Source organism: Halovulum sp. GXIMD14794 (genome assembly GCF_054457455.1).
In genome coordinates, this window is sequence record NZ_JBTLNF010000003.1 from 180,956 (window position 1) to 200,038 (window position 19,083).

Sequence of the window (19,083 nt, forward strand, 5' to 3'; positions counted from 1 at the left end):
TGCCTGGTCAGCCGCCCGAGACGCGGACCTCCAGCAGGGCGCAGCGGCGCTCTTCCTGAACGACTTTCAGCGCGTCGGCGATGGCTGCATCCAGCGCCTCCGGGTCCTCGACCAGTCGGGCCCAGGCGCGGCTGGCCTCGGCGTATCGGGTGAAGTCGGGCGTTGGTTCCAGGTTCGTCAGCGGCATCCTGTTCGCCTGCGCCGCCGCCCCGTCCGGGTAGAGCCCTGAGACCGAGGCCCGCACCGCGCCCCATTCGCCGTTGTTCAGGATCACCACCAGCACGGGAAGTTCGAGCGCCTCGGCGATCTGGTGGCAGGCGGCGGGGTTGGCAAAGATGTAGCTGCCGTCGCCCATTGTCGCGACGCAGATCCGCTCGGGCGCGGCCAGTTGCGCCCCGAGCGCGGCGGGGAAGGACCAGCCGAGCCCGCCCGAATGCGGTTCCTGGAACCACGACCGCGGCTCGTGGCGTGAAATCGTGCCAAGGCTGGTGCCCAATTCCGAGAAAACCGTCGCGGGCAGGCCTTCAAGCGCCCGGCCAAGCGCATGGCTCGCCTGCGCCTTGGTGATCCGCCCGCCCTTGGGCACCGCGGCTTCTGCAAGGCCGCGACGCATCCTGTCGGTGGTGTCGGCCAGCGCCGCACGGCGGGTGGCGAGCTTCGCTTCGTCGCGGGGCAGGCCTTCCATCGCCGAAATCAGCGCCGGTATCGTCGTCGCATTTTCGCCGGTGATCGACAGGTCCGACCCGAAGTTGCGCACTGGAAAGCGCGAGAACAGAGGGTCGGGGCCGACATTCGCGATCTTTGCGCCAGGGTGCGGGCGGTGGATGTCCGGCTGCCAAGGCGCCAGGCAATCGAGGATCACCACCACGTCGGCCTTCTCCAGCCACGGACCAGGATCGGCGCCGACATGGCATGGGTGATCCGTCGGGATCGCCAGGTGCGTCGCCCACCACGAGCAGACCGCAACGCCCCAACTCTCGGCCCAGTCCGAGAAGGCGGCGAAGCTGACCTCATCGCCCGCGCCGCGCTGGGCGATGACCAGGGGCGCCTCGGCTTCGGCCAGCCACCCGGCCAGCGTGGCGATGGCCTGTGGGTCCGGCGCGGTCTGCGCGGACGCCATGCCAGGGGCGGCGTCCAGGCCCTCGGTCGGGATCTCCTCGCACAGCACCTCGCGCGGGATCGACAAGTACACCGGCCCCTTGGGCGTCGAGTTGGCGATGGCGTGGGCGCGGTCCAGAAGGTCTGGCACCTGCTCGGGGAACTTCAACTCGTAGTCCCATTTCGCCGCCTCGCGGACCAGAGCGGTCTGATCGCGCATCTCCTGCCCCCAGCCGATGGGGACGGTGCGTGCGCCGAAGCGGCCGATTTCCGTCACCGGTGTGCGGCCCGACATCAGGATCATCGGCACATGCTCGCAGGCGGCGTTTATCGCGCCGATCGCGCCGTTCGCCAGGCCGACATTGGTGTGCAGCATCACCGCCTGCGCGCGCCCGGTCATCAGATAGTAACCGTGCGCCATGCCCATCGCGGCATTCTCGTGCGGCATCACCAGTGCCTGCGGCAGCTCGATCCCCTCGGCGGCCGCCTGGGCCAGCCCCTCGATGATCGGAGGAAAGTCGGTGCCCGAGTTCACGAACACATACTCGACGTCGAGTGCCTTTAGGCGCGGGAAGATTGCGCCCCCCGCGGTCACCTTGCCCTTTTTCATGGGGCCCTTGGTCATGGGGTCAGCCTCCGATCACGCTGGGCAGCCACAGGGTCAGGGCGGGGAAGGCCAGCAGGATCGCCACGCGGATCAGCTCGGCGCTGAAGAAGGGAAGCACGCCCTTAAAGGTCTCGATCATCGGCGTGTCGCGGGCGAGCGCCGAGATGATGAAGACGTTCATGCCGACCGGCGGTGTTATCAGCCCAAGTTCCACGACGATCAAGGCGAGGATGCCGAACCAGACCTTCAGGTCCTCCGAGCTCATGCCGAAGCCCGATCCGTCAGCCCCCTGGTAGAGACCGCCGTTGATCTCCAGCAGGACAGGCCAGAAGAACGGGATCACCAGCAGGATCATCGACAGGCTGTCCATCAGGCAGCCCAGCAGGATCAGCGCGACCAGCAGTACGATCATCACCGCCATTGGCGGAAAGCCCGCGTCGGCGATATAGCTCGCGGCCTGCTGCGGCAGCCCGATGCGGGACATGAGGATCTTCATCAACTCGGCGCCGAGCAGGATCAGGTAGATCATCCCCGAGGTCCGCGCGGTGGCCAACAGCGCGTGGATCAGTTCGCCGAAGCCGAACTTGCGGCGCACAGCGCCGTAGAGGCCGACCAGCGCGACGCCGATGGCGGCGGCCGGGGTCGGGTTGAAGAAGCCCGCGTAGATGCCGCCCAGCACGATGCCAAAGATCACGGTGACCGGGATCAGTCCGACGGTGGCGCTGACGAACTCGGCGCGCGATGCGGCGCCGCCGGGAGGGCCGGCCTCGGGGCGGATCAGCACGTAGATCGCGATGGTCAGGATGAACAGCAGCACCGCCAGGATGCCTGGAAGAAGCGCGGCGGCGAACATGGTGACCACGTTCGCCTCGACGATGACGGCGTAGACGATCAGCACGACCGAGGGCGGGATCAGGATGCCAAGCACGCCGCCGGCGGCTAGCGAGCCGGTCGCAAGCGCGCCGGAGTAGTTGTAACGCTTTAGCTCCGGCAGGGCGACCTTGCCCATGGTCGAGGCGGTTGCCAGCGACGAGCCGCAGACCGCGCCGAAGCCCGCGCAGCCGGCGATGGCCGCCATTGCTGTGCCGCCGCGCATCCACCCGAGCCAAGCGTTCGCGCCTCGGAACAGCGCATGGCTCAGGCCCGCGACGGTGGCAAGCTCGCCCATCAGGATGAACATCGGCACGACCGACAGGTCGTAGATCGAGAATTGCCCGTATGCGAGTGTCTTGAGCTGGCTCAGCAACAGGGCCGGGCCGTTCACAAGCGCGATGCCGACGCCGCCCACCAGGATCATCGCATAGGCGATCGGAATGCGGATCGCGATCAGCACGACCAGCACCGCGAGCGCGATGAGGCCTAGGGTCGTCGGGTCGGTCATTTGCGCACCTGGCCCAGGGATTCAATGAAGGTCAGCGCCGCGGCCGCGATCAGCAGCGCAAGCGACAGAAGGATCGGCACGAACCCCCACCAGATCGGTACCTGGAGGATCGCCGTGGTGTAGTCGTAGTTCTTCTGGTCAAGCATCCCCAGCCACATCCGCCAAACCAGGATGGCTGCGAAGGCGAACGCGATCAGCGAGGCCAGCGCCTTGAGGGCCGCGACCACCGGGGCGGGCGCCCGCGCGGTGAAAATGTCTGCCGTCACGTTGGAATCGGTCAGCTGGCAATAGGGCAGGAAGGCGAAAACTGCGACCGCGACGCCGATCTCGGTCAGCTCGAAATCGCCCGGAAACGGTTTCCAGACGATCGCGCCGAGGACCGACACGACGTTGACCGCGACGACCAGCAGCAGTAGCACCCCGCCGAGCAACGCCCAGAGCGTCACCAGACGAGCGACCGCAGCGGAAAGCCCGCTGCGGTCCCGGGTCATGCCCATGGCCATCAGTTGCTGGCGGCCTGAGCGTTGGCCTCGATTGCGGCGCGGGCAGCCTCGACCAGGGCGGTGCCGTCGACGCCGTTGGAGGCGACGTCCTCGATCCAGCGATCCACCACCGGCTCGAGTGCGGTGCGGAAGACCTCGGTTTCTTCCTCGCTCAGGACGATGTGGGTGTTGCCCGCCTCGACGGCGAGGTTGATCCCGAAATCGTCGGTGGCGCGCCAGATCCGGCCGACCTCGGCCACCCAGTCGCGGCCCGAGGCATCGCGGAAGGCCTGCTTGATGTCGTCGGGGAGGCTATCCCAGCGGGCCTTGTTCATCGAGACCTGGAAGGTCGTGTTGCCGAAGCGGGCCATGTCGTGGCCTTCGATCTGGTACTCGGTCTGGTCCTGGATCTTCAGCGGCGGGATGATCTCCCACGGGATGAAGGCGCCGTCGACGACACCCTTCGACAGCGCGGGCGGCAGGTCGGGGACCGGCATCGCGACCGGGGCCGCGCCGAGAGCCTCGATGATCCAGGCACCGGTGCGCGTCGGGATGCGCATCTTCATGCCCTCGAGGTCAGCGGGCGCGCGTACTTCCTTGTCCGCCATGTGGATGCCCTGGCCGGCGTGGACGTGCAGGAACATCGGCTCGACGCCCTTGTAGTCCTCGGCGAGGTGCTCTTCGTAGAGGTCGAGCATGGCGAGGTTGGTCGCGACCGGATCGTTGACGTAGACGAAGGGCAGTTCCATCACCTCGGTGCGCGGGAACAGGCCCGGGGTGTAGCCGTTCACGGTCCAGACCAGATCGACCACACCGTCGCGAACCTGGTTGATGAGCTCAGGCGGGCGGCCGCCCAGCGTCATCGAGGGGTAGATCTCGATCTTCACGGCGCCGCCGGAGTTCTCTTCGACCTGGCGGGCCCAGGGTTCGAGCATCTGGGTCTGCGCCGGGGCGGTCGCACCCAGGAAGTGATGAAGCTTGAAGACATGCTCCTGCGCCGAGACGGCAGAGCCCGCCAGCACGGCGAAGGCCGCGAGCGCGGTTCTTGCGATATGTCGTTTCATGGTTTCCTCCCTTTGAAACTCCGGATCGTCACTTCGCCGCGGGCTGGGTATCCCGTTGGCCCCCGGTGGGCGAAGTGTCGTGGTTCTGCTGGCCGTCGGCCACGTCGCGAAGTGCCGCGATCAGCGCGGCACGCTCTAGGCTTGGCGGCACGGATTCCTTCTGGCTGATCCCAACGGGTCCGGCGAGCAGCTTCGAGACCAGCGGGATATCGACGAGCGTTCCGTTGGACAGCTCATCCGCGACAACCCCGCGCGAGATGAACCAGACCATGTCCGATTCCTGCACGACCTTGCGGCCGAAGGTCAGCGAGACGGTCTCGAACGCGCCCTCGGCTTCGGGCAGGCCGATGCTCTCGAGATAGCGGAGCACGGTCTTGCGGATCACGGCGCCGCCCGGCGGCAGCACAAGCGGATAGTCGGCGATCTGGGCGGCGGGGCGCACGGTGCGCGTCAGCGGGTGACCCGGCCGCACGACCAGCACGACGTCCTCGACGTAGAGCTGCTGGAACGTCAGGCCCGACAGTGCCTCGGTCTCGGGCATCCGGCCGACGACCATGTCGAGGCGCCCTTCGCGCAGCATGTCGAACAGCAGCCAGTTCGGCCCGGTCATCACCGAGAGCCGCGCCTTGGGATTCTCCGCCCGGTATTTCAGCGCGGCGCGGGGAAAGAGGTCGCTGGCGGCGGTCGGCAGAACGCCCACCTTCAGCCGCGAGCCGGTCGTATTGCCCCGGATCCGGCTCTGACCGCGCATCAGCTCAAGCAGCGCGGCCGAGGCGTGGCCCTGGTAGATCCGCCCCTCGGCGTTCAGGTGCAGCCGACGCCCGGCACGGTCGAACAGTTGACGGCCCAGGATTTCCTCGAGTTCGCGCAGGGTTTTCGACATCGCCGGCTGGGTGAGGCCCAGGTGTTCGGCCGCCTCGGATACGCTTTCGACCTCGGCAATCGCGAGGAAGCACGTGATGTGGCGCAACCTGAGGCGGGATTCGATATCCATAACCGTCAGGTACTATGAAGCCGCTAAAAATTCAATTCAAAGATGTCATTCGTAATGTATAAGGAGGGCAGGAGGGGCGCATGACATCAAGACTCGATCAAGGCATGCGGATTCGGCGGCAGGTGCTGGGCGACACGCATGTGAACAAGGCCGAGGCGGCCAAGAACGCCTTCGACACGCCCTTCCAGGACCTGATCACCGAATCGGCTTGGGGTACTGTCTGGGCCGACGACACGATCACCCGGCGGGAACGCTCGATGCTGACGCTGGCCCTTCTGGCCGCGACCGGCAATTTCGAGGAGATCCCGATGCACGTCCGGGCCACCGCAAATACCGGGGCCAGCCCGGACGACATCATGCAGGCCTTCCTGCATGTCGCGATCTACGCGGGCGTGCCCAAGGCCAACCATGCGATCAAGCTGGCGCGGCAGGCGCTGGACGAAATGGAGGAGGAGAAGGGACGATGACCCCGGCCGAATTCTACCAGAGGGACCGTCACCGGCATCCGCCAACTCTGGCCCCGGACTACAAGACCTCGATCGCGCGCTCTCCGCGACAGTCGATGATCAGTCTCGAACAGGGCATGGGCGAGATTACCGGCCCGACCTTCGGGCACGGTGACATAGATCCGATCGACAACGATCTGATCCGGAACTACGCGCAGAATGGCGACCCGATTGGCGAGCGGATCATCCTGCACGGGCAGGTTCTGGACGAGAACCGCCGCCCGCAGCCGAACACGCTGGTCGAGATCTGGCAGGCGAACGCGGGCGGGCGATACCGGCACCGGAAGGACACCTATCTTGCGCCGATCGACCCGAACTTCGGCGGCTGCGGCCGCACGCTGACCGACGAGAACGGCTACTACTTCTTCCGCACCGTGAAGCCTGGCGCCTACCCTTGGCGCAACTGGGTCAACAACTGGCGTCCGGCGCATATCCACCTTTCGGTCTTTGGCACCTCGTTCAGCCAGAGGCTGATCACGCAGTGCTATTTCGAGGGCGATCCGCTGATCCCGCTCTGTCCGATCCTGGGCACGGTGCCGGATCCGTCGGGGATCGAGGCGCTGACAGCGCGGCTGGACATGAACTCCACGATCCCGTTGGATACGATTGCCTGGCGCTTCGATATCGTGCTGCGGGGCCGCCGCTCCACGCTGTTCGAAAACCGGCTGGAGGGAAACTGATGCGCGAGTGGATCGACTACCTCAAGGAAACTCCGTCGCAGACCGCCGGGCCCTATGTCCACATCGGTCTGGCGCCCGGCGCTGCCGGTTTCGACATCTACCGCCAGGAACTGGGCTGGGACATCGCCGGTCCCAATGCGAAAGGCGAGAAGATCCGCGTCGAGGGCCGGGTCATCGACGGCATGGGCAGCCCCGTGAAGGACGCGCTGATCGAGGTCTGGCAGGCCAATGCCGACGGCATCCACGCCCACCCGGAACATCCGGGCCAGGTCGAGGAAGGCTTCCGTGGCTGGGGCAGGGTCATAACCGATTTCGATACCGGGGTGTTCGTCCTCGACACGGTGAAACCGGGCCGGGTGCCGGGCCGCGTGCCGATGCAGCGCAACGAGGTCCGTGCTGCGGGCCAAGCCGCGCCCGCGCCTGCGTCGCAGCCGCTCCAGGCGCCGCACCTGCACCTGTGGGTCGTGGCGCGCGGGATCAACCTCGGGCTCAACACGCGTCTCTATTTCTCGGATGAGGCCGAGGCAAATGCCGCCGATCCCGTGTTGAATCTGATCGAGTGGGAAAGCCGCCGCGCGACCCTGATCGCGCATCGCCAGGACGAGCCGGCCGAGGACGGGCGCGCGCGTTATCTGTTCGATATCTGCCTGCAAGGCGAAAACGAGACCGTATTCTTCGAAATCTGAGGACCGATGACACAACCTTGCATCATCTGCGTCGCGATCACCGGCTCGGTGCCGACCAAGGCGAACAACCCGGCCGTTCCGATCACTGTCGAGGAACAGGTCGAAAGCACGCACGAGGCCTTCGAGGCCGGGGCGGCGATCCTGCATGCCCATGTGCGCAACGACGATCAGACCCCGTCGAGCGATCCGGAGAAGTTCGCACGGCTGAAGGAGGCGGTGGAGAAACACTGCCCCGGCATGATCATCCAGCTTTCGACCGGCGGGCGTTCGGGCGCCGGGCAGGCGCGTGGCGGGATGCTGCCGCTGCGGCCCGACATGGCCTCGCTGTCGGTCGGGTCGAACAACTTCCCCACGCGCGTCTACGAGAACCCGCCCGACCTGGTGGACTGGCTGGCCTCGGAGATGGTGAAATACGAGGTGCGCCCCGAAATCGAGGCGTTCGACCTCAGCCACATCTTCCAGGCCGCGAAGATGCATGCCGACGGGCGGTTGCCCGAGGTGCCCTATGTGCAGTTCGTGATGGGCGTGAAGAACGCCATGCCAGCCGACCGCGAGGTTTTCGACTTCTACGTTCACACGGTCAAGCGCCTGCTGGGAGAGGATGCCCCGTGGTGCGCCGCTGGCGTGGGCGCGAACCAGTTGAAGGTGAATGAGTGGGCGATTGCGTCGGGCGGTCACGCGCGCACGGGACTGGAAGACAACGTGCGGCTGGACAGGGACACCCTTGCGCCGTCGAACGCCGCTCTGGTCAAGCGCGCGGTCTCGGTCTGCGAGCGGTTCGAGCGGCCCGTTGCCACCGTCGTCCAGGCGCGCGAGATCCTGAAGCTGCGGCCCGCCGCATGACCCAGGCGGTCGCCGTCGACGGTGCGGTGCTCCACGCTGCTTTCCGCCCCGGGGCAGAGGGTCGGCGGCCCGTGGTCTTCGCCAACTCGCTTGGCACCGATCTGCGGATCTGGGACGCGGTCATCGATGCGTTGCCCGCCGACCTGCCGGTACTGACCTGGGACAAGCGCGGGCACGGACTGTCGGATGCGACCGCGCTAGAGATGGAGACGCATGTCTCGGACTTAGCTGCGCTGATGGACCGTTTTGTACTGTCGGGCGCGGTGGTCTGCGGCGTCTCGGTTGGCGGCATGATCGCGCAGGGACTGGCCGCGACGCGACCGGATCTGGTCGCGGGACTGGTGCTGTCGAACACCGGCATGAAGATCGGCGATGCCGCAAACTGGCAGGCGCGGATCGACGCGGTGATGGGGCAAGGGCTGGAGAGCATCGCGGATGCGGTGCTGGAACGCTGGTTCGCCCGCGCCTTCCGCGAAGGCCAGCCCGAGCGGTTGGAGCTCTATCGAAACATGCTGATCCGCACTCCGGCCGAGGGCTATGTCGCGACCTGCGCCGCGATCCGCGACACGGACTACAGCGCGAGGGCGGCGGCGATCTCGGTGCCCTGCCATTGTCTTGCGGGGGACGAGGATTTTGCGACGCCCCCGGAGATCGTCCGCAAGCTGGCCGAGACCGTGCCCGGCGCGGGCCTGACTGTCCTTCCGAACGTCGGCCATCTGCCCTGTATTGAAGCGCCCGAGGCCGTGGCAAGGGCGGTTGTGAACATCCACGCGGGGCTGTCGTGACCGGTCCCTTCGAACACCCCTGGCTCGGCGGATTGCTGGGCGACGACGAAGCGGCGGCGATCTGGTCGGCGGAGCGGGAGCTGTCGCACATGCTGGCGTTCGAGGCCGCTTGGTCGCGTGCCTGCGGGGCGGCGGGACTGTTCGACGAGGAACAGGCCGAGGCCGCAGCGCGGGCCATCGAGCAGGCGGATATCGACCCGTCCTCGCTGCGGGACGGCATGGCCCGCGACGGGGTGCCGATCCCCGCGCTGGTCCGCCAGTTGCACGCCGAGGCAGGGACCACAGCAGAGGCGGTGCACGATGGCGCAACCTCGCAGGATGTCGTGGACAGCGCGCTGGCGCTGACCCTGCAAGAGACATCGAACCTTTTGCAGGAACGGCTGGAAACGCTCCTAGACGCGCTCGACGCGCTGGCCGAGCGGTTCGGCGCAGTGCCACTGATGGGACGCACGCGAATGCAGGCGGCGCGCGAGATCCGCGTCGCGGACCGGATCGCATCATGGTCCCTGCCGCTCAGCGATCACCTTGAACGGCTCGCGCGGCTTCGCGGTATTGTCGAGCGGGTTCAGCTCGGCGGCGCGGCCGGCGACCGCGCGGCGCTGGGCGCGCAGGCCGAAGAGATCGTTGCCGGGGTTGCGGGCGATTTGGGTCTGCAGGCCGCCGAGGTCTGGCACGCCCGCCGCGATGGGATCGCGGACTACGCGAGCTTCCTGTCGCTGGTCTCGGGCAGCCTTGGCAAGATGGGGCAGGATATCTGCCTGATGGCGCAGCAGGGGCTGGACGAGATCACGCTCTCAGGCGGCGGCGGCTCGTCGGCAATGGCGCACAAGCGCAACCCGGTGAAGGCCGAGGTGCTGGTGGCGCTGGCGCGGTTTAACGCCGTGCAGGTCTCGGCGATGCACCAGGCGCTGGTGCACGAGCAGGAACGCTCGGGCGCGGCCTGGACGTTGGAGTGGATGGTGCTTCCGCAGATGGCGCAGGCCACAGCCCGCGGTCTCGCGCTGGCGCTGGAACTGGTGGAGAGTGTCGAGGCAATGGGAGAGCCGGACGCCTGAACTACGCCCGTTCGGAATCGGGCGGCGATCCCTTCACCAGTTCCAGCGTCCGGCCGAGATGTGCCAGCATGGCTGCCCTCGCCGCTTCGGGGTCGCTTGCGGCAATCGCCTCGACGATTGCCCGATGCTCGGCGCGCGAATTGCTCAGGTCACGGTCGCCGAAGGTGCCCGCCGAGGTGAGCGATACGCGCATCCGCGGGATGATCAGTGGCCCCAGATACTCGGTCAGTTCCTCGATGTAGGCGTTGCCGGTCGCGCGGGCGACGGCGAGATGGAAGCCGTAGTCGGCGGCGGCGGGCGCTTGTTCCGCGCCGGCGGCGTTCTCGTAGGCCAGCGCGGCGCCCCGGATCTCGTCAAGCTGCGTGTCCGTGCGCCGCTCGGCGGCCAGGGCAGCGCCTTCGGACTCGACGCCGAGACGCAGTTCGACGAGCGCGATGACGTCCTCGCGTGTTGTATCGCTGGCAGGGGGCAGGGTGAGCGCCCCGCCGCGCGGGGACCGCGCCGCGACGATCAGTGTGCCATCCGGTCCGGGCGCGGCAAGCTCTTCGTCCACCAGCAGTCCCAGCGCCCGCTCGGCAACGGTTTCGCTGGTCACGAAGCTGGAAGCCAACTCGTGCCGGTCGGGCACGGGGTGGCCGGGGGCCAAATCTCCGGTGCGGATCCGATGGGCGATGCCCTGCATCACCTCTTCGGCAAGCTTGGCCTGCCAGAGTGCCCGGCGCGACATGAAACCCTTGTCCGGCATCTCAGTGCTCCGCCTCGACGAGCCGGTTGTGCCGGATCGAGGAATAGAGGGCGAGGCCGATCAGCCCCGCGCCGATCAGGCCGGTGATCACCTCGGGGATATGGGTGATCGACTGGGCGAACATGATCACCGAAAGCGTCAGGATCGAATAGAATGCGCCATGCTCCAGGTAGCGGAACTGCGCCAGCGTTCGCCGTTCTACCAGCATGATGGTCATCGAGCGGACGTAAAAAGCGCCAATGCCGAGGCCGATGGCGATCAGGAACAGGTTCTGGGTGAGAGCGAAGGCGCCGATCACTCCGTCGAACGAGAAGCTGGCGTCCAGCACCTCGAGATAGAGAAAGGCCCCAAGGCCTCCGCTTGCCGCGGTGCCCCGCGCGGCCTCGGCACTGTCGAGCACCTGTCCCAGAAGTTCCACCGCGAGGAATGTCAGCAGGCCGCAGATCGAGGCGAAGAGGAACTCCGCCCCCTGGTCGTCGGGCAGGATCGTGGTGAAGAGCATCGCGAAGGCCAGCACGATCGCCATCTCGACGCCGCGTAGCGAGGCCCAATCCCGAAGCCGGGACTCGACCGCGCGCAGCCAGTCGACGTCCTTCTCCTGGTCGATGAAATAGCTGAGCGCGACCATCATCAGGAACGTGCCGCCGAAGGCCGAGATCGTCAGGTGCGCCTCCTCCATGATGTGGGCGTATTCCTCCGGCTTCGAGGCGGCCAGCACCACCGCCGAGATCGGGTCGATCCGCGCGGCGATCGAGACCACGGCCAGCGGAAAGATGATCCGCATGCCGAAGACGGCGATCAGGATGCCCCAGGTCAGGAAGCGGTGCTGCCATTCGGGGGTCATGTCCTTCAGTTTGTTGGCGTTGACGATCGCGTTGTCGAAGCTGAGCGAGATCTCCAGCACCGCCAGCACGACGCCGATCATCAGGAAGGACAGCGCACCTGTCAGGCTATCGGCGGTGTTCAGCCCAAGAAGGAAGGCGAGGCCCAGCCCAATGAAGGTCAGGGCGATTGGCCAGCGGAAATAGTGGAGTGTGGTGGAGATCACTTCGCGGGAACCGGTACTGCGTTGACGGGCGTGAGCAAGGGTCTGCCCTGGAAATGGGCTGCCAGGTTGTCGACCACGAGCTGTGCCATTGCATCCCTGGTCTCGACCGTGCCGCTGGCGTGATGAGGATAGAGCGTCACATTCGGCAGCGCGATCAGCGCCGGGTCCGGCTCTGGTTCGTTCAGGTAGACGTCGAGCCCGGCGCTGCCCAGCTTTCCGTCCTTCAGCGCGGCGATCAGGGCAGGCTCGTCCACGACGCTGCCGCGTGCAACGTTGATCAGCGTGCCCGTGGGCCCAAGTGCCGCCAGCACCTCGGCGTCGATCATGCCTCGGGTTTCCTCGCCTCCTGGCACCACGAGCACGAGGATGTCGGCCCAATCGGCAAGGTCCCGAGCGGTCGGGTGAAAGGCGAAATCGACCGGCTTTCGGCTACGGGAGGTGTACCCGATCTCCAGCCCCAGCGGCTCGAAGCGGCGCGCGATGGCAAGGCCTATGTTGCCGAGACCGACGATCCCGGCGCGCTTGCCGCGGATCGCCGAAAGCAGCGGATACATGCCCTTTCGGCCCCAGTCGCCGGAGCGGACGTAGGCATGCGCCGCGATCAGCTCTCGCCGGGCTGCGAGCGTCAGCATCAGCGCCGTGTCCGCCACGTCGTCATGTAGGGCGGCAGAGGTATTGGTCAGCGGGATGTCCCGCGCCGTCAGCGCATCCACGTCGATGCTTTCGAACCCTGCCGACCCACAGGCGACGATCTCGACGCCGGGCATGTGCGCAAGGTCCGCATTTGTCAGCGGCGTATGGCCGTTTGTCACCACGGCGCGGCAGAGCGGGCCGTATTGCGCCAGGAATGTCACCGGATCCCCGGCCTCGTCGTAGCGGTGAAGCGTGTAGGCCTCTGCGAGTTGCGCCATCGCCTTGGGGCGGGCGGCGTGCATCACCAGGACTTCGGGCTTGCTCATGGCGCCGCCTCTTCCAGCTGGGCGCGAGCCTGCCTGCGCTCGGCCTGCACCTCGGGATCGGGATCGAGACTCGCGGCCAGCAGGGCCCGCGTATAGGGCTCGCGCGGGCTATCGAAGATCTGCCGGACCGGGCCCTGCTCGACGATCCGGCCGCCCTGCATGACGACCACGCGATGCGCGAAGTCGCGGACCAGCGGCAGGTCATGGGCGATGAAGAGATAACTCAGGCCCAGATCCTTCTGCAGCTTGTTGAGAAGGTCGATCACCTGCGCCTGGATCGAGACGTCGAGCGCCGAGACGGCCTCGTCGCAGATGATGAGCTTCGGCTCCAGCGCCAGGGCGCGAGCGATGGCGATGCGCTGCCGCTGCCCGCCCGAGAACTGGTGCGGGTAGCGGTGGATGTGGCTAGGGTCGAGGCCGACCTGTTGCAGCAATTCCCGCACCCGTGCGTCCCAGCGGTCCTTCGGGAGAATGCCTGGGTGGATCACGAACGCTTCCGAGATGATCTGGCCTACCGACATGCGCGGGTTCAGCGATTGCGTCGGGTCCTGGAACACCATCTGGATCTCGCGCCTGAGGGCGAACAGCTCCTTCGGCGGCATCGAGATCAGGTCCTTGCCTTCGTAGTAGGCCGCGCCGCTGGTGGCCTCCTCCAGCCGCAGCAGGGTCTTGGCCAGCGTCGATTTGCCCGAGCCGCTTTCGCCGACGATCGCGACGGTCTCGCCCGGCAGCACCGTCAGCGAGGCGTTATCGAGCGCGGTGAAGGGGCCGTATTCCTTGGTCAGCCCCTGTACGTCGAGGATCGGCTTGATCCCGGTGTCGAGTGGGGCTGCCATCTCGCCCGAGCCGGGCACGGCGTCGATCAGCTTGCGGGTGTAGGGGTGACGCGGGGTGCGGTAGACCTCGGCGGCGCTGCCGGTCTCGACGATCTCGCCGGAGTTCATGACGACGACGCGGTCCGCGACCTCGGCTACGACACCAAGGTCGTGGGTGATCAACAAAAGGCCCATGCCGGTCTCGCGCTGAAGCTCCTCGAGTAGGGCGAGGATCTGCGCCTGTACCGTAACGTCGAGCGCGGTGGTCGGCTCGTCCGCGATCAGGATGTCGGGCTTCAGCGCCAGCGCCATCGCGATCATCAGGCGCTGCCTCTGGCCGCCCGAGAACTGGTGCGGGTAGGCGTCGATCTTCACCTCGGGTTCGGGGATGCCGACGCGGCGCATCAGGTCGAGCGTGCGGGCGCGCGCGTCCGAGCCCCCGACGCCATGCGCGGTCATCATCTCGGCGATCTGGAAACCCACGGTGTAGACCGGGTTCAGATGGCTCATCGGGTCCTGGAAGATCATCGCGATCCGCTTGCCGTTCAGCTCGCGCCGCGCCTCGTCGGACAGGGTCAGCAGGTTTCGGCCCTCGAACAGGATCTCGCCCGAGACGATTTCGCCCGGCGGGCAGTCGATCAGGTTCATCACCGCCGAGGCCGAGACCGACTTGCCCGAGCCGGATTCGCCCAGGATCGCCAGGCACTCGCCACGGTCCAGGTGCCAGCTGACGTCGCGGACCGCGTGGACGGTGCCGCGGGCGGTGTGAAAGTCCACGGTCAGGTTGCGAACCTCGAGAAGATGCTCGGTCATGTCTTGCTCCGCGGGATTTCCAGCCGCCAGCGCTGGACCGGATCGAGCGCGGTTCGCATCCAGTTCGATAGCAGGTTCAGCGACAGGGTTGTCAGGATGATCGCGAGGCCCGGCCAGAACGACAGCCACCAGGCGGTGGTCAGGTATGGGCGGCCCTGCGAGACCATCAGCCCCCAGGTGATCTCTGGCGGCTGGATGCCGATGCCCAGGAACGACAGCGAGCTTTCGGCCAGCATCACGAAGGCGAAGTCGAGCGTGGCGATGGTCACCAGCGTCGGGAAGATCACCGGCAGGATGTGGCGAAACACGATGCGCGGCTTCGAGGCGCCCATCACCTTGGCCGCCTGCACGAACATGCGCTCGCGGACCTCGAGCACCTCGGCGCGCGAGGTGCGCAGGTAGACCGGGATCCGGGTGATCGCCAGCACGATCACGAGGTTCCCGACAGAGGGTGACAGCATGTAGAGCACGATCACCGCCAGCAGCAGCGAGGGGAAGGACATGATCACGTCCGCCAGCCGCATGATGACCTGGCTGGCGAGCTTCGACGTGTAGCCCGCGATCAGCCCCAGCGCGGTGCCGATGGCAAGCGAGCAGACGACGGCTCCGGCGGCGACCAGAAGCGTGTTCTGCGCCGCGACGATGATCCGCGCCAGCAGCGGCCGGCCCAGCGCGTCGCCGCCCAGCCAGAAGAGCCAGGGCTTTGTGAAGTCGAACGGTGGCGCGTTGCGCCCGCGCAGGTTCTGCTTGGTCGCGACCTCCTCGAAGAGGGCAGGGCCGAACAGGGCGCAGAACACCATCAGCAGCAGGAAGCACGCGGCGGCGAAGGCGAACTTGTCGCGCCAGAGCATCGCCAGGATCTGCCGCGCCGGGTGCGGCGCGTCGGCGAGCTTGGGCGTATCGGGCTGTGTCTGCGCCATGGGCTCAGTACCGGATGCGGGGATCGAGGATGGCATAGAGGATATCGATCAGAAGGTTCATGACGAAGATGGCTGCGGCGGTGACCATGATCGCGGCCAGGATGACGGCGAAATCCCGCTGCAGGATCGAGTCGATCATCAGCTTTCCGACGCCCGGGAAGCCGAAGATGGTCTCGACGACGACGGCGCCGTTCAGAAGTCCGGCGGCCTGGTCGCCGATCACGGTGATGACAGGCAGCATGGCGTTGCGCAGCGCGTGCACGAATATGATCGGTCGGTTCTTCACTCCCTTCGCTCGGGCGGTCTTGATATAGGGCGAGGACAGCGTCGTGATCATCGAGCCGCGCACCACCTGGAGGATGAGCCCGAAGGGCCGGATGAAAAGCACCGAGATCGGCAGGATCCAGTGCCAGACCGAGCCGGTGCCACTGGTCGGGACCCAGCCCAGCTGGACCGAAAACAAGACGATGGCGACGATGGCGATCCAGAAATCCGGCGCGCTGGCGCCGATCAGCGAGAAGAACGTGGCCAGCCGGTCGAACAGGCCGCCGACGTTGAACGCGGCGAGGCTGCCGATCACGATGGCCAGCAGCGTAACCAGGAACATCGTGATCGCGGCCAGCTGCAGGGTCCAGACGAAGGCGCGCAGCACCGCGTCAAGCGCTGGCTCGGCCCGGCGGATCGACATGCCGAAATCCAGCTGGGCCAGATCGCCCAGGAACCGCCCGAACTGGACCATCAGCGGATCGTTCAGGCCGTGGATGTTGCGGAAGTTCTCGCGCGCCTCCTGGCTGGCATCCAGGGGCAGGTAGAGATCGGTCGGATCGCCGGTCAGCCTGCTGAGGAAGAAGACGAGGATGACAAGTCCGACGAGGGAGATCGCGCTGGCGATCGCCCGTTTGCCAAGAAAGCCCTTCATTTCGGAGCCCCTTTTCGTTCCGGGGGCGAGGCGTGCCGCCCCCGGAAAGCGTCCATTACTTGAACGAGATCTGCGAAAGCTGCAGCTCGCTGTTGGTGCGGATCGTCGGCGAGAAGTCCAGGCGTGGGTTCACCCGGCTGAAGCCGACCATGTGGAACAGCTGCACATCGTAGACCTGGTCGGTGGCGATGTACTTGAAGAGCTCGGCCCACTTCGCCGCGCGCTCGTCACCCGTGGCCGTGGTCGCATCGAGGATCATCGCATCGAGATCCGGATCGCGAACCGCCGACTGCAGACCTTCCGAGGCGTACTTGAAGAACACCGAGAACACCGGGTCGCCGTTGGCGTTGTCATGCTGCGCGGCAACGATCTCGGGGCCGCGGCCCTCGGGGAACGGATTGGAGTAGTGCTCCAGCCACTCGGCCACCTCGACCATCTGCAGCGACATGTTGAAGCCCGCGTCCTGCCACATGGCCAGCAGCGCTTCCATCGTCTCCAGCACGTTGCCCCAGTTGTTGGTGCGCCCGATCAGCGTGATCTCGGTGTCGACCGGCACGCCGTCGGCGCGGGCTTCCTCGAGCAGGGCCTTGGCCTTCTCCAGATCGTAGGGATAGGGCTCCAGGTCGTGGTTGTAGCCGATGGTCGAGGGCGGCACGAGCGCGGTCGATAGCAGCGTGCCGTCGGCCAGGATGGTCCCCACGAAGGCCTCGCGGTCGACCGCGTAGTTCAATGCCTGCCGGACCCGCACGTCGTCGAGCGGCGCCATGGTGGTGTCAGGCCGCATGTAGACGCTCTCCGAGTTCGGATAGGAGAAGTCCATCGAGGCGTCGGTGGCGTCCTGAAGTGCGATGTTCGGCGCAATGTCTGCCTCGCCCGCCGCGACCATGGCCGCACGCACCGCGGAATCCGAGCGGAACACGTAAGTCGCGTTCTTCACTGCGGGGGCTTCGCCCCAGTAGTCCGGGTTCTGCGACAGCTTGATGTGCTGGCCGCGGGCATATTCGTCGAACTTGTAGGGGCCGGTGCCCACGGGCGTATCAACGAAGGAATCCATCGCCGTTTCCGCCGGAACGACCGTCACGGTGGACATCAGCAGCGGCAGGATGGGCTGCGCCGGGTCGGCCTTGATCTCGATCGTGGTGTCGTCGACCACGTTGGCGGTCAGTTCGATGCCGCCGAAGAACTTGGCGCCGATCTCGCACGAGATCTGGTCCGACTTGATCCGTGTCAGCGAATGCGCGACGTCGCCCGCATCCAGCGCCGAGCCGTCATGGAACGTGACGCCGCTGCGCAGGTTGAAGCGCCAGGTGCCGTCGCCGATATCCTCCCAGCTTTCGGCCAGACGGGGCTGCAGGCCCGAGCCCGGCACCAGTTCGGTCATGGTCTCCGCGATGTTCTGAAGCACGACGCGTCCCACATTGGACCGCGATGCCTCGCACGGATCGACGATGTCGAGTTCCTCGGAAAGAACGATGGTCACGGCATCGTCCTGTGCGGCCACCTGCGTGGCGCAGGCGGCGGCAAGAACCGCTGCGACGGTTCCGAGCTTGGTTCTGGGTGTCATTCTGTCCTCCCTTTATGTGCGGCCTTCTCTTGGTCCGCGGACTTGGCCTTGCCGGCGATTCCGGTAGCCAGGCTTTCGTTTTCCCGGAACGATACCGGGAAGTTGGCGAAACGCTGTTTCGGATCTGGATTGCTGCGATACAAAAGTTGTATCAATTTGTAATGTGACGAGCGGAGGGGCGCGTGGCCAGCGGCAAATTTGAACTTCACCAGATCAGGTGCTTCGTCTGCGCGGCGGAGGAGTTGAACTTCCGCCGGGCCGCCGAGCGTCTGAACATGACCCAGCCGCCGCTGTCGCGGCAGATCCAGCTTCTGGAGCATGCGGTCGGGGTGCGGCTGATCGACCGCAATAACCGGGTGATCCGCCTGACGGCCGCTGGTGAAACCTTCCTGAGCGCCGCCTATGACATTCTCGAGCGGGCGGAGTTTGCGCTGCTCAGCGCCCGCCAGGCCGAACGGGGCGAGATCGGAAGCATCGTCATGGGCTTCGTGCCCTCGGCCGCGTTCCAGTTCGTACCCACGGTCATCGCGGCGCTCGCCCGGGATCTGCCGGGGGTCAGCTTCAATCCCATCGAGATGATGAGCTACGAGATCGTAGAGGCGCTCGCCTCCGGCCGGCTGGACTTCGGGCTGACGCGCTCGCGCGGCCGCGCAGGACGCCTCGATACGGAGCGGGTGGTGAACGAACCCTTTTTGCTTGCCCTGCCGGCGGATCACCCGCTGAGCCGGGCCGAAGAGCTTCGGCTTGAAGATATCGATGGGCAGGACTTCATTGGCTTCTCCGCGGAACGTGGCGGGTACCTGCGCGAGGTTCACCAGGGGATGTTCGCCGACTCGGGCATCGCCCCGCGGATCGTGCAGGAGGTCAGCCAGACCCATACGGTCCTTGCACTCGTTGACCGGGGTCTCGGCATGGCACTGGTGCCCACCTCGGCCAGTACCGTCAGAATGCAGAACCTGGTCTACCGGCAGCTTCCGATCTCGGCGCGGTTCCGGTCCAGCATCTACCTCGCCTCGGCGCCACGGCGCGGAAACCCGCTGCGCGAGCGGGTACGGGAGGTGATCCGCGAGGCGCTCGCCGGGATCGAATTGCGGGTCGCGTAGGGTCTGGGTCCACACG

General features: G+C 66.5%; 19 protein-coding genes. 7 read left to right on the forward strand and 12 right to left on the reverse strand.

Annotated features, from left to right (window positions below):
- Nucleotides 1-7: 7 nt before the first annotated feature.
- From ACW9UR_RS03250 to ACW9UR_RS03270, 5 genes are read right to left on the reverse strand one after another with little or no spacing between them, the layout of a single operon-like run.
- On the reverse strand, nt 8-1,723 hold the full coding sequence (locus tag ACW9UR_RS03250) for a thiamine pyrophosphate-requiring protein (protein ID WP_458915471.1): 1,716 nt from the start codon (nt 1,721-1,723) through the stop codon (nt 8-10).
- 4 nt (nt 1,724-1,727) lie between these two features.
- Nucleotides 1,728-3,086 (reverse strand): TRAP transporter large permease, encoded by a 1,359-nt coding sequence (locus ACW9UR_RS03255; protein WP_458915472.1) that lies wholly within the window; start codon nt 3,084-3,086, stop codon nt 1,728-1,730.
- Entirely contained in the window at nt 3,083-3,583 is a 501-nt protein-coding gene (locus tag ACW9UR_RS03260; protein WP_458915473.1) for a TRAP transporter small permease, read from the reverse strand. The genes ACW9UR_RS03255 and ACW9UR_RS03260 overlap by 4 nt, the downstream gene beginning before the upstream one ends.
- A 5-nt stretch (nt 3,584-3,588) precedes the next feature.
- On the reverse strand, nt 3,589-4,632 hold the full coding sequence (locus ACW9UR_RS03265; RefSeq protein ID WP_458915474.1) for a TRAP transporter substrate-binding protein: 1,044 nt from the start codon (nt 4,630-4,632) through the stop codon (nt 3,589-3,591).
- Between the two features lie 28 nt (nt 4,633-4,660).
- Complete coding sequence (locus tag ACW9UR_RS03270; protein WP_458915475.1) at nt 4,661-5,602, reverse strand: LysR substrate-binding domain-containing protein; 942 nt, start codon at nt 5,600-5,602, stop codon at nt 4,661-4,663.
- Nucleotides 5,603-5,706: 104 nt separating this feature from the next.
- Between ACW9UR_RS03270 and pcaC the strand changes: the two genes are divergently transcribed.
- Genes pcaC through ACW9UR_RS03300 form a run of 6 tightly spaced genes read left to right on the forward strand, consistent with a single transcriptional unit; the run spans nt 5,707 to nt 10,181 of the window.
- On the forward strand, nt 5,707-6,093 hold the full coding sequence (gene pcaC, locus ACW9UR_RS03275; RefSeq protein WP_458915476.1) for a 4-carboxymuconolactone decarboxylase: 387 nt from the start codon (nt 5,707-5,709) through the stop codon (nt 6,091-6,093).
- Complete coding sequence (gene pcaH, locus ACW9UR_RS03280) at nt 6,090-6,812, forward strand: protocatechuate 3,4-dioxygenase subunit beta (RefSeq protein WP_458915477.1); 723 nt, start codon at nt 6,090-6,092, stop codon at nt 6,810-6,812. Before pcaC ends, pcaH begins: the two co-directional genes overlap by 4 nt.
- Nucleotides 6,812-7,498: a protocatechuate 3,4-dioxygenase subunit alpha gene (gene pcaG, locus ACW9UR_RS03285; RefSeq protein ID WP_458915478.1), complete on the forward strand. Its 687-nt coding sequence runs from the start codon at nt 6,812-6,814 to the stop codon at nt 7,496-7,498. The genes pcaH and pcaG overlap by 1 nt, the downstream gene beginning before the upstream one ends.
- A 6-nt stretch (nt 7,499-7,504) precedes the next feature.
- On the forward strand, nt 7,505-8,341 hold the full coding sequence (locus ACW9UR_RS03290; protein WP_458915479.1) for a beta-keto acid cleavage family enzyme: 837 nt from the start codon (nt 7,505-7,507) through the stop codon (nt 8,339-8,341).
- The gene (gene pcaD, locus ACW9UR_RS03295; RefSeq protein WP_458915480.1) at nt 8,338-9,126 is read left to right on the forward strand and encodes a 3-oxoadipate enol-lactonase; all 789 of its coding nucleotides are present in this window, start codon (nt 8,338-8,340) and stop codon (nt 9,124-9,126) included. The genes ACW9UR_RS03290 and pcaD overlap by 4 nt, the downstream gene beginning before the upstream one ends.
- A complete protein-coding gene (locus ACW9UR_RS03300) occupies nt 9,123-10,181 on the forward strand; it encodes a 3-carboxy-cis,cis-muconate cycloisomerase (protein WP_458915481.1) in 1,059 nt (352 codons plus the stop codon). The genes pcaD and ACW9UR_RS03300 overlap by 4 nt, the downstream gene beginning before the upstream one ends.
- Before the next feature lies 1 nt (nt 10,182).
- Here the strand turns inward: ACW9UR_RS03300 and ACW9UR_RS03305 are convergent, their stop codons facing one another.
- From ACW9UR_RS03305 to ACW9UR_RS03335, 7 genes are read right to left on the reverse strand one after another with little or no spacing between them, the layout of a single operon-like run.
- Nucleotides 10,183-10,926 carry a FadR/GntR family transcriptional regulator gene (locus tag ACW9UR_RS03305; protein ID WP_458915482.1) on the reverse strand — a complete coding sequence of 248 codons (744 nt, stop codon included), beginning with the start codon at nt 10,924-10,926 and terminating at the stop codon, nt 10,183-10,185.
- 1 nt (nt 10,927) lies between these two features.
- On the reverse strand, nt 10,928-11,971 hold the full coding sequence (locus ACW9UR_RS03310) for a DUF475 domain-containing protein (protein ID WP_458916157.1): 1,044 nt from the start codon (nt 11,969-11,971) through the stop codon (nt 10,928-10,930).
- Entirely contained in the window at nt 11,971-12,933 is a 963-nt protein-coding gene (locus ACW9UR_RS03315) for a 2-hydroxyacid dehydrogenase (RefSeq protein ID WP_458915483.1), read from the reverse strand. Before ACW9UR_RS03315 ends, ACW9UR_RS03310 begins: the two co-directional genes overlap by 1 nt.
- A complete protein-coding gene (locus ACW9UR_RS03320; RefSeq protein WP_458915484.1) occupies nt 12,930-14,561 on the reverse strand; it encodes an ABC transporter ATP-binding protein in 1,632 nt (543 codons plus the stop codon). Before ACW9UR_RS03320 ends, ACW9UR_RS03315 begins: the two co-directional genes overlap by 4 nt.
- Entirely contained in the window at nt 14,558-15,481 is a 924-nt protein-coding gene (locus ACW9UR_RS03325) for an ABC transporter permease (protein ID WP_458915485.1), read from the reverse strand. Before ACW9UR_RS03325 ends, ACW9UR_RS03320 begins: the two co-directional genes overlap by 4 nt.
- Nucleotides 15,482-15,485: 4 nt before the next feature.
- Nucleotides 15,486-16,400: an ABC transporter permease gene (locus tag ACW9UR_RS03330; RefSeq protein ID WP_458915486.1), complete on the reverse strand. Its 915-nt coding sequence runs from the start codon at nt 16,398-16,400 to the stop codon at nt 15,486-15,488.
- Between the two features lie 55 nt (nt 16,401-16,455).
- Nucleotides 16,456-17,964, reverse strand: a complete 1,509-nt coding sequence (locus tag ACW9UR_RS03335; protein ID WP_458915487.1) for an ABC transporter substrate-binding protein — start codon at nt 17,962-17,964, stop codon at nt 16,456-16,458.
- Nucleotides 17,965-18,146: 182 nt separating this feature from the next.
- On the opposite strand from ACW9UR_RS03335, the gene ACW9UR_RS03340 reads away from it, so the two are divergent.
- Nucleotides 18,147-19,067, forward strand: coding sequence for a LysR substrate-binding domain-containing protein (locus ACW9UR_RS03340; protein WP_458915488.1), 921 nt, complete (start codon nt 18,147-18,149; stop codon nt 19,065-19,067).
- Nucleotides 19,068-19,083: the final 16 nt, after the last annotated feature.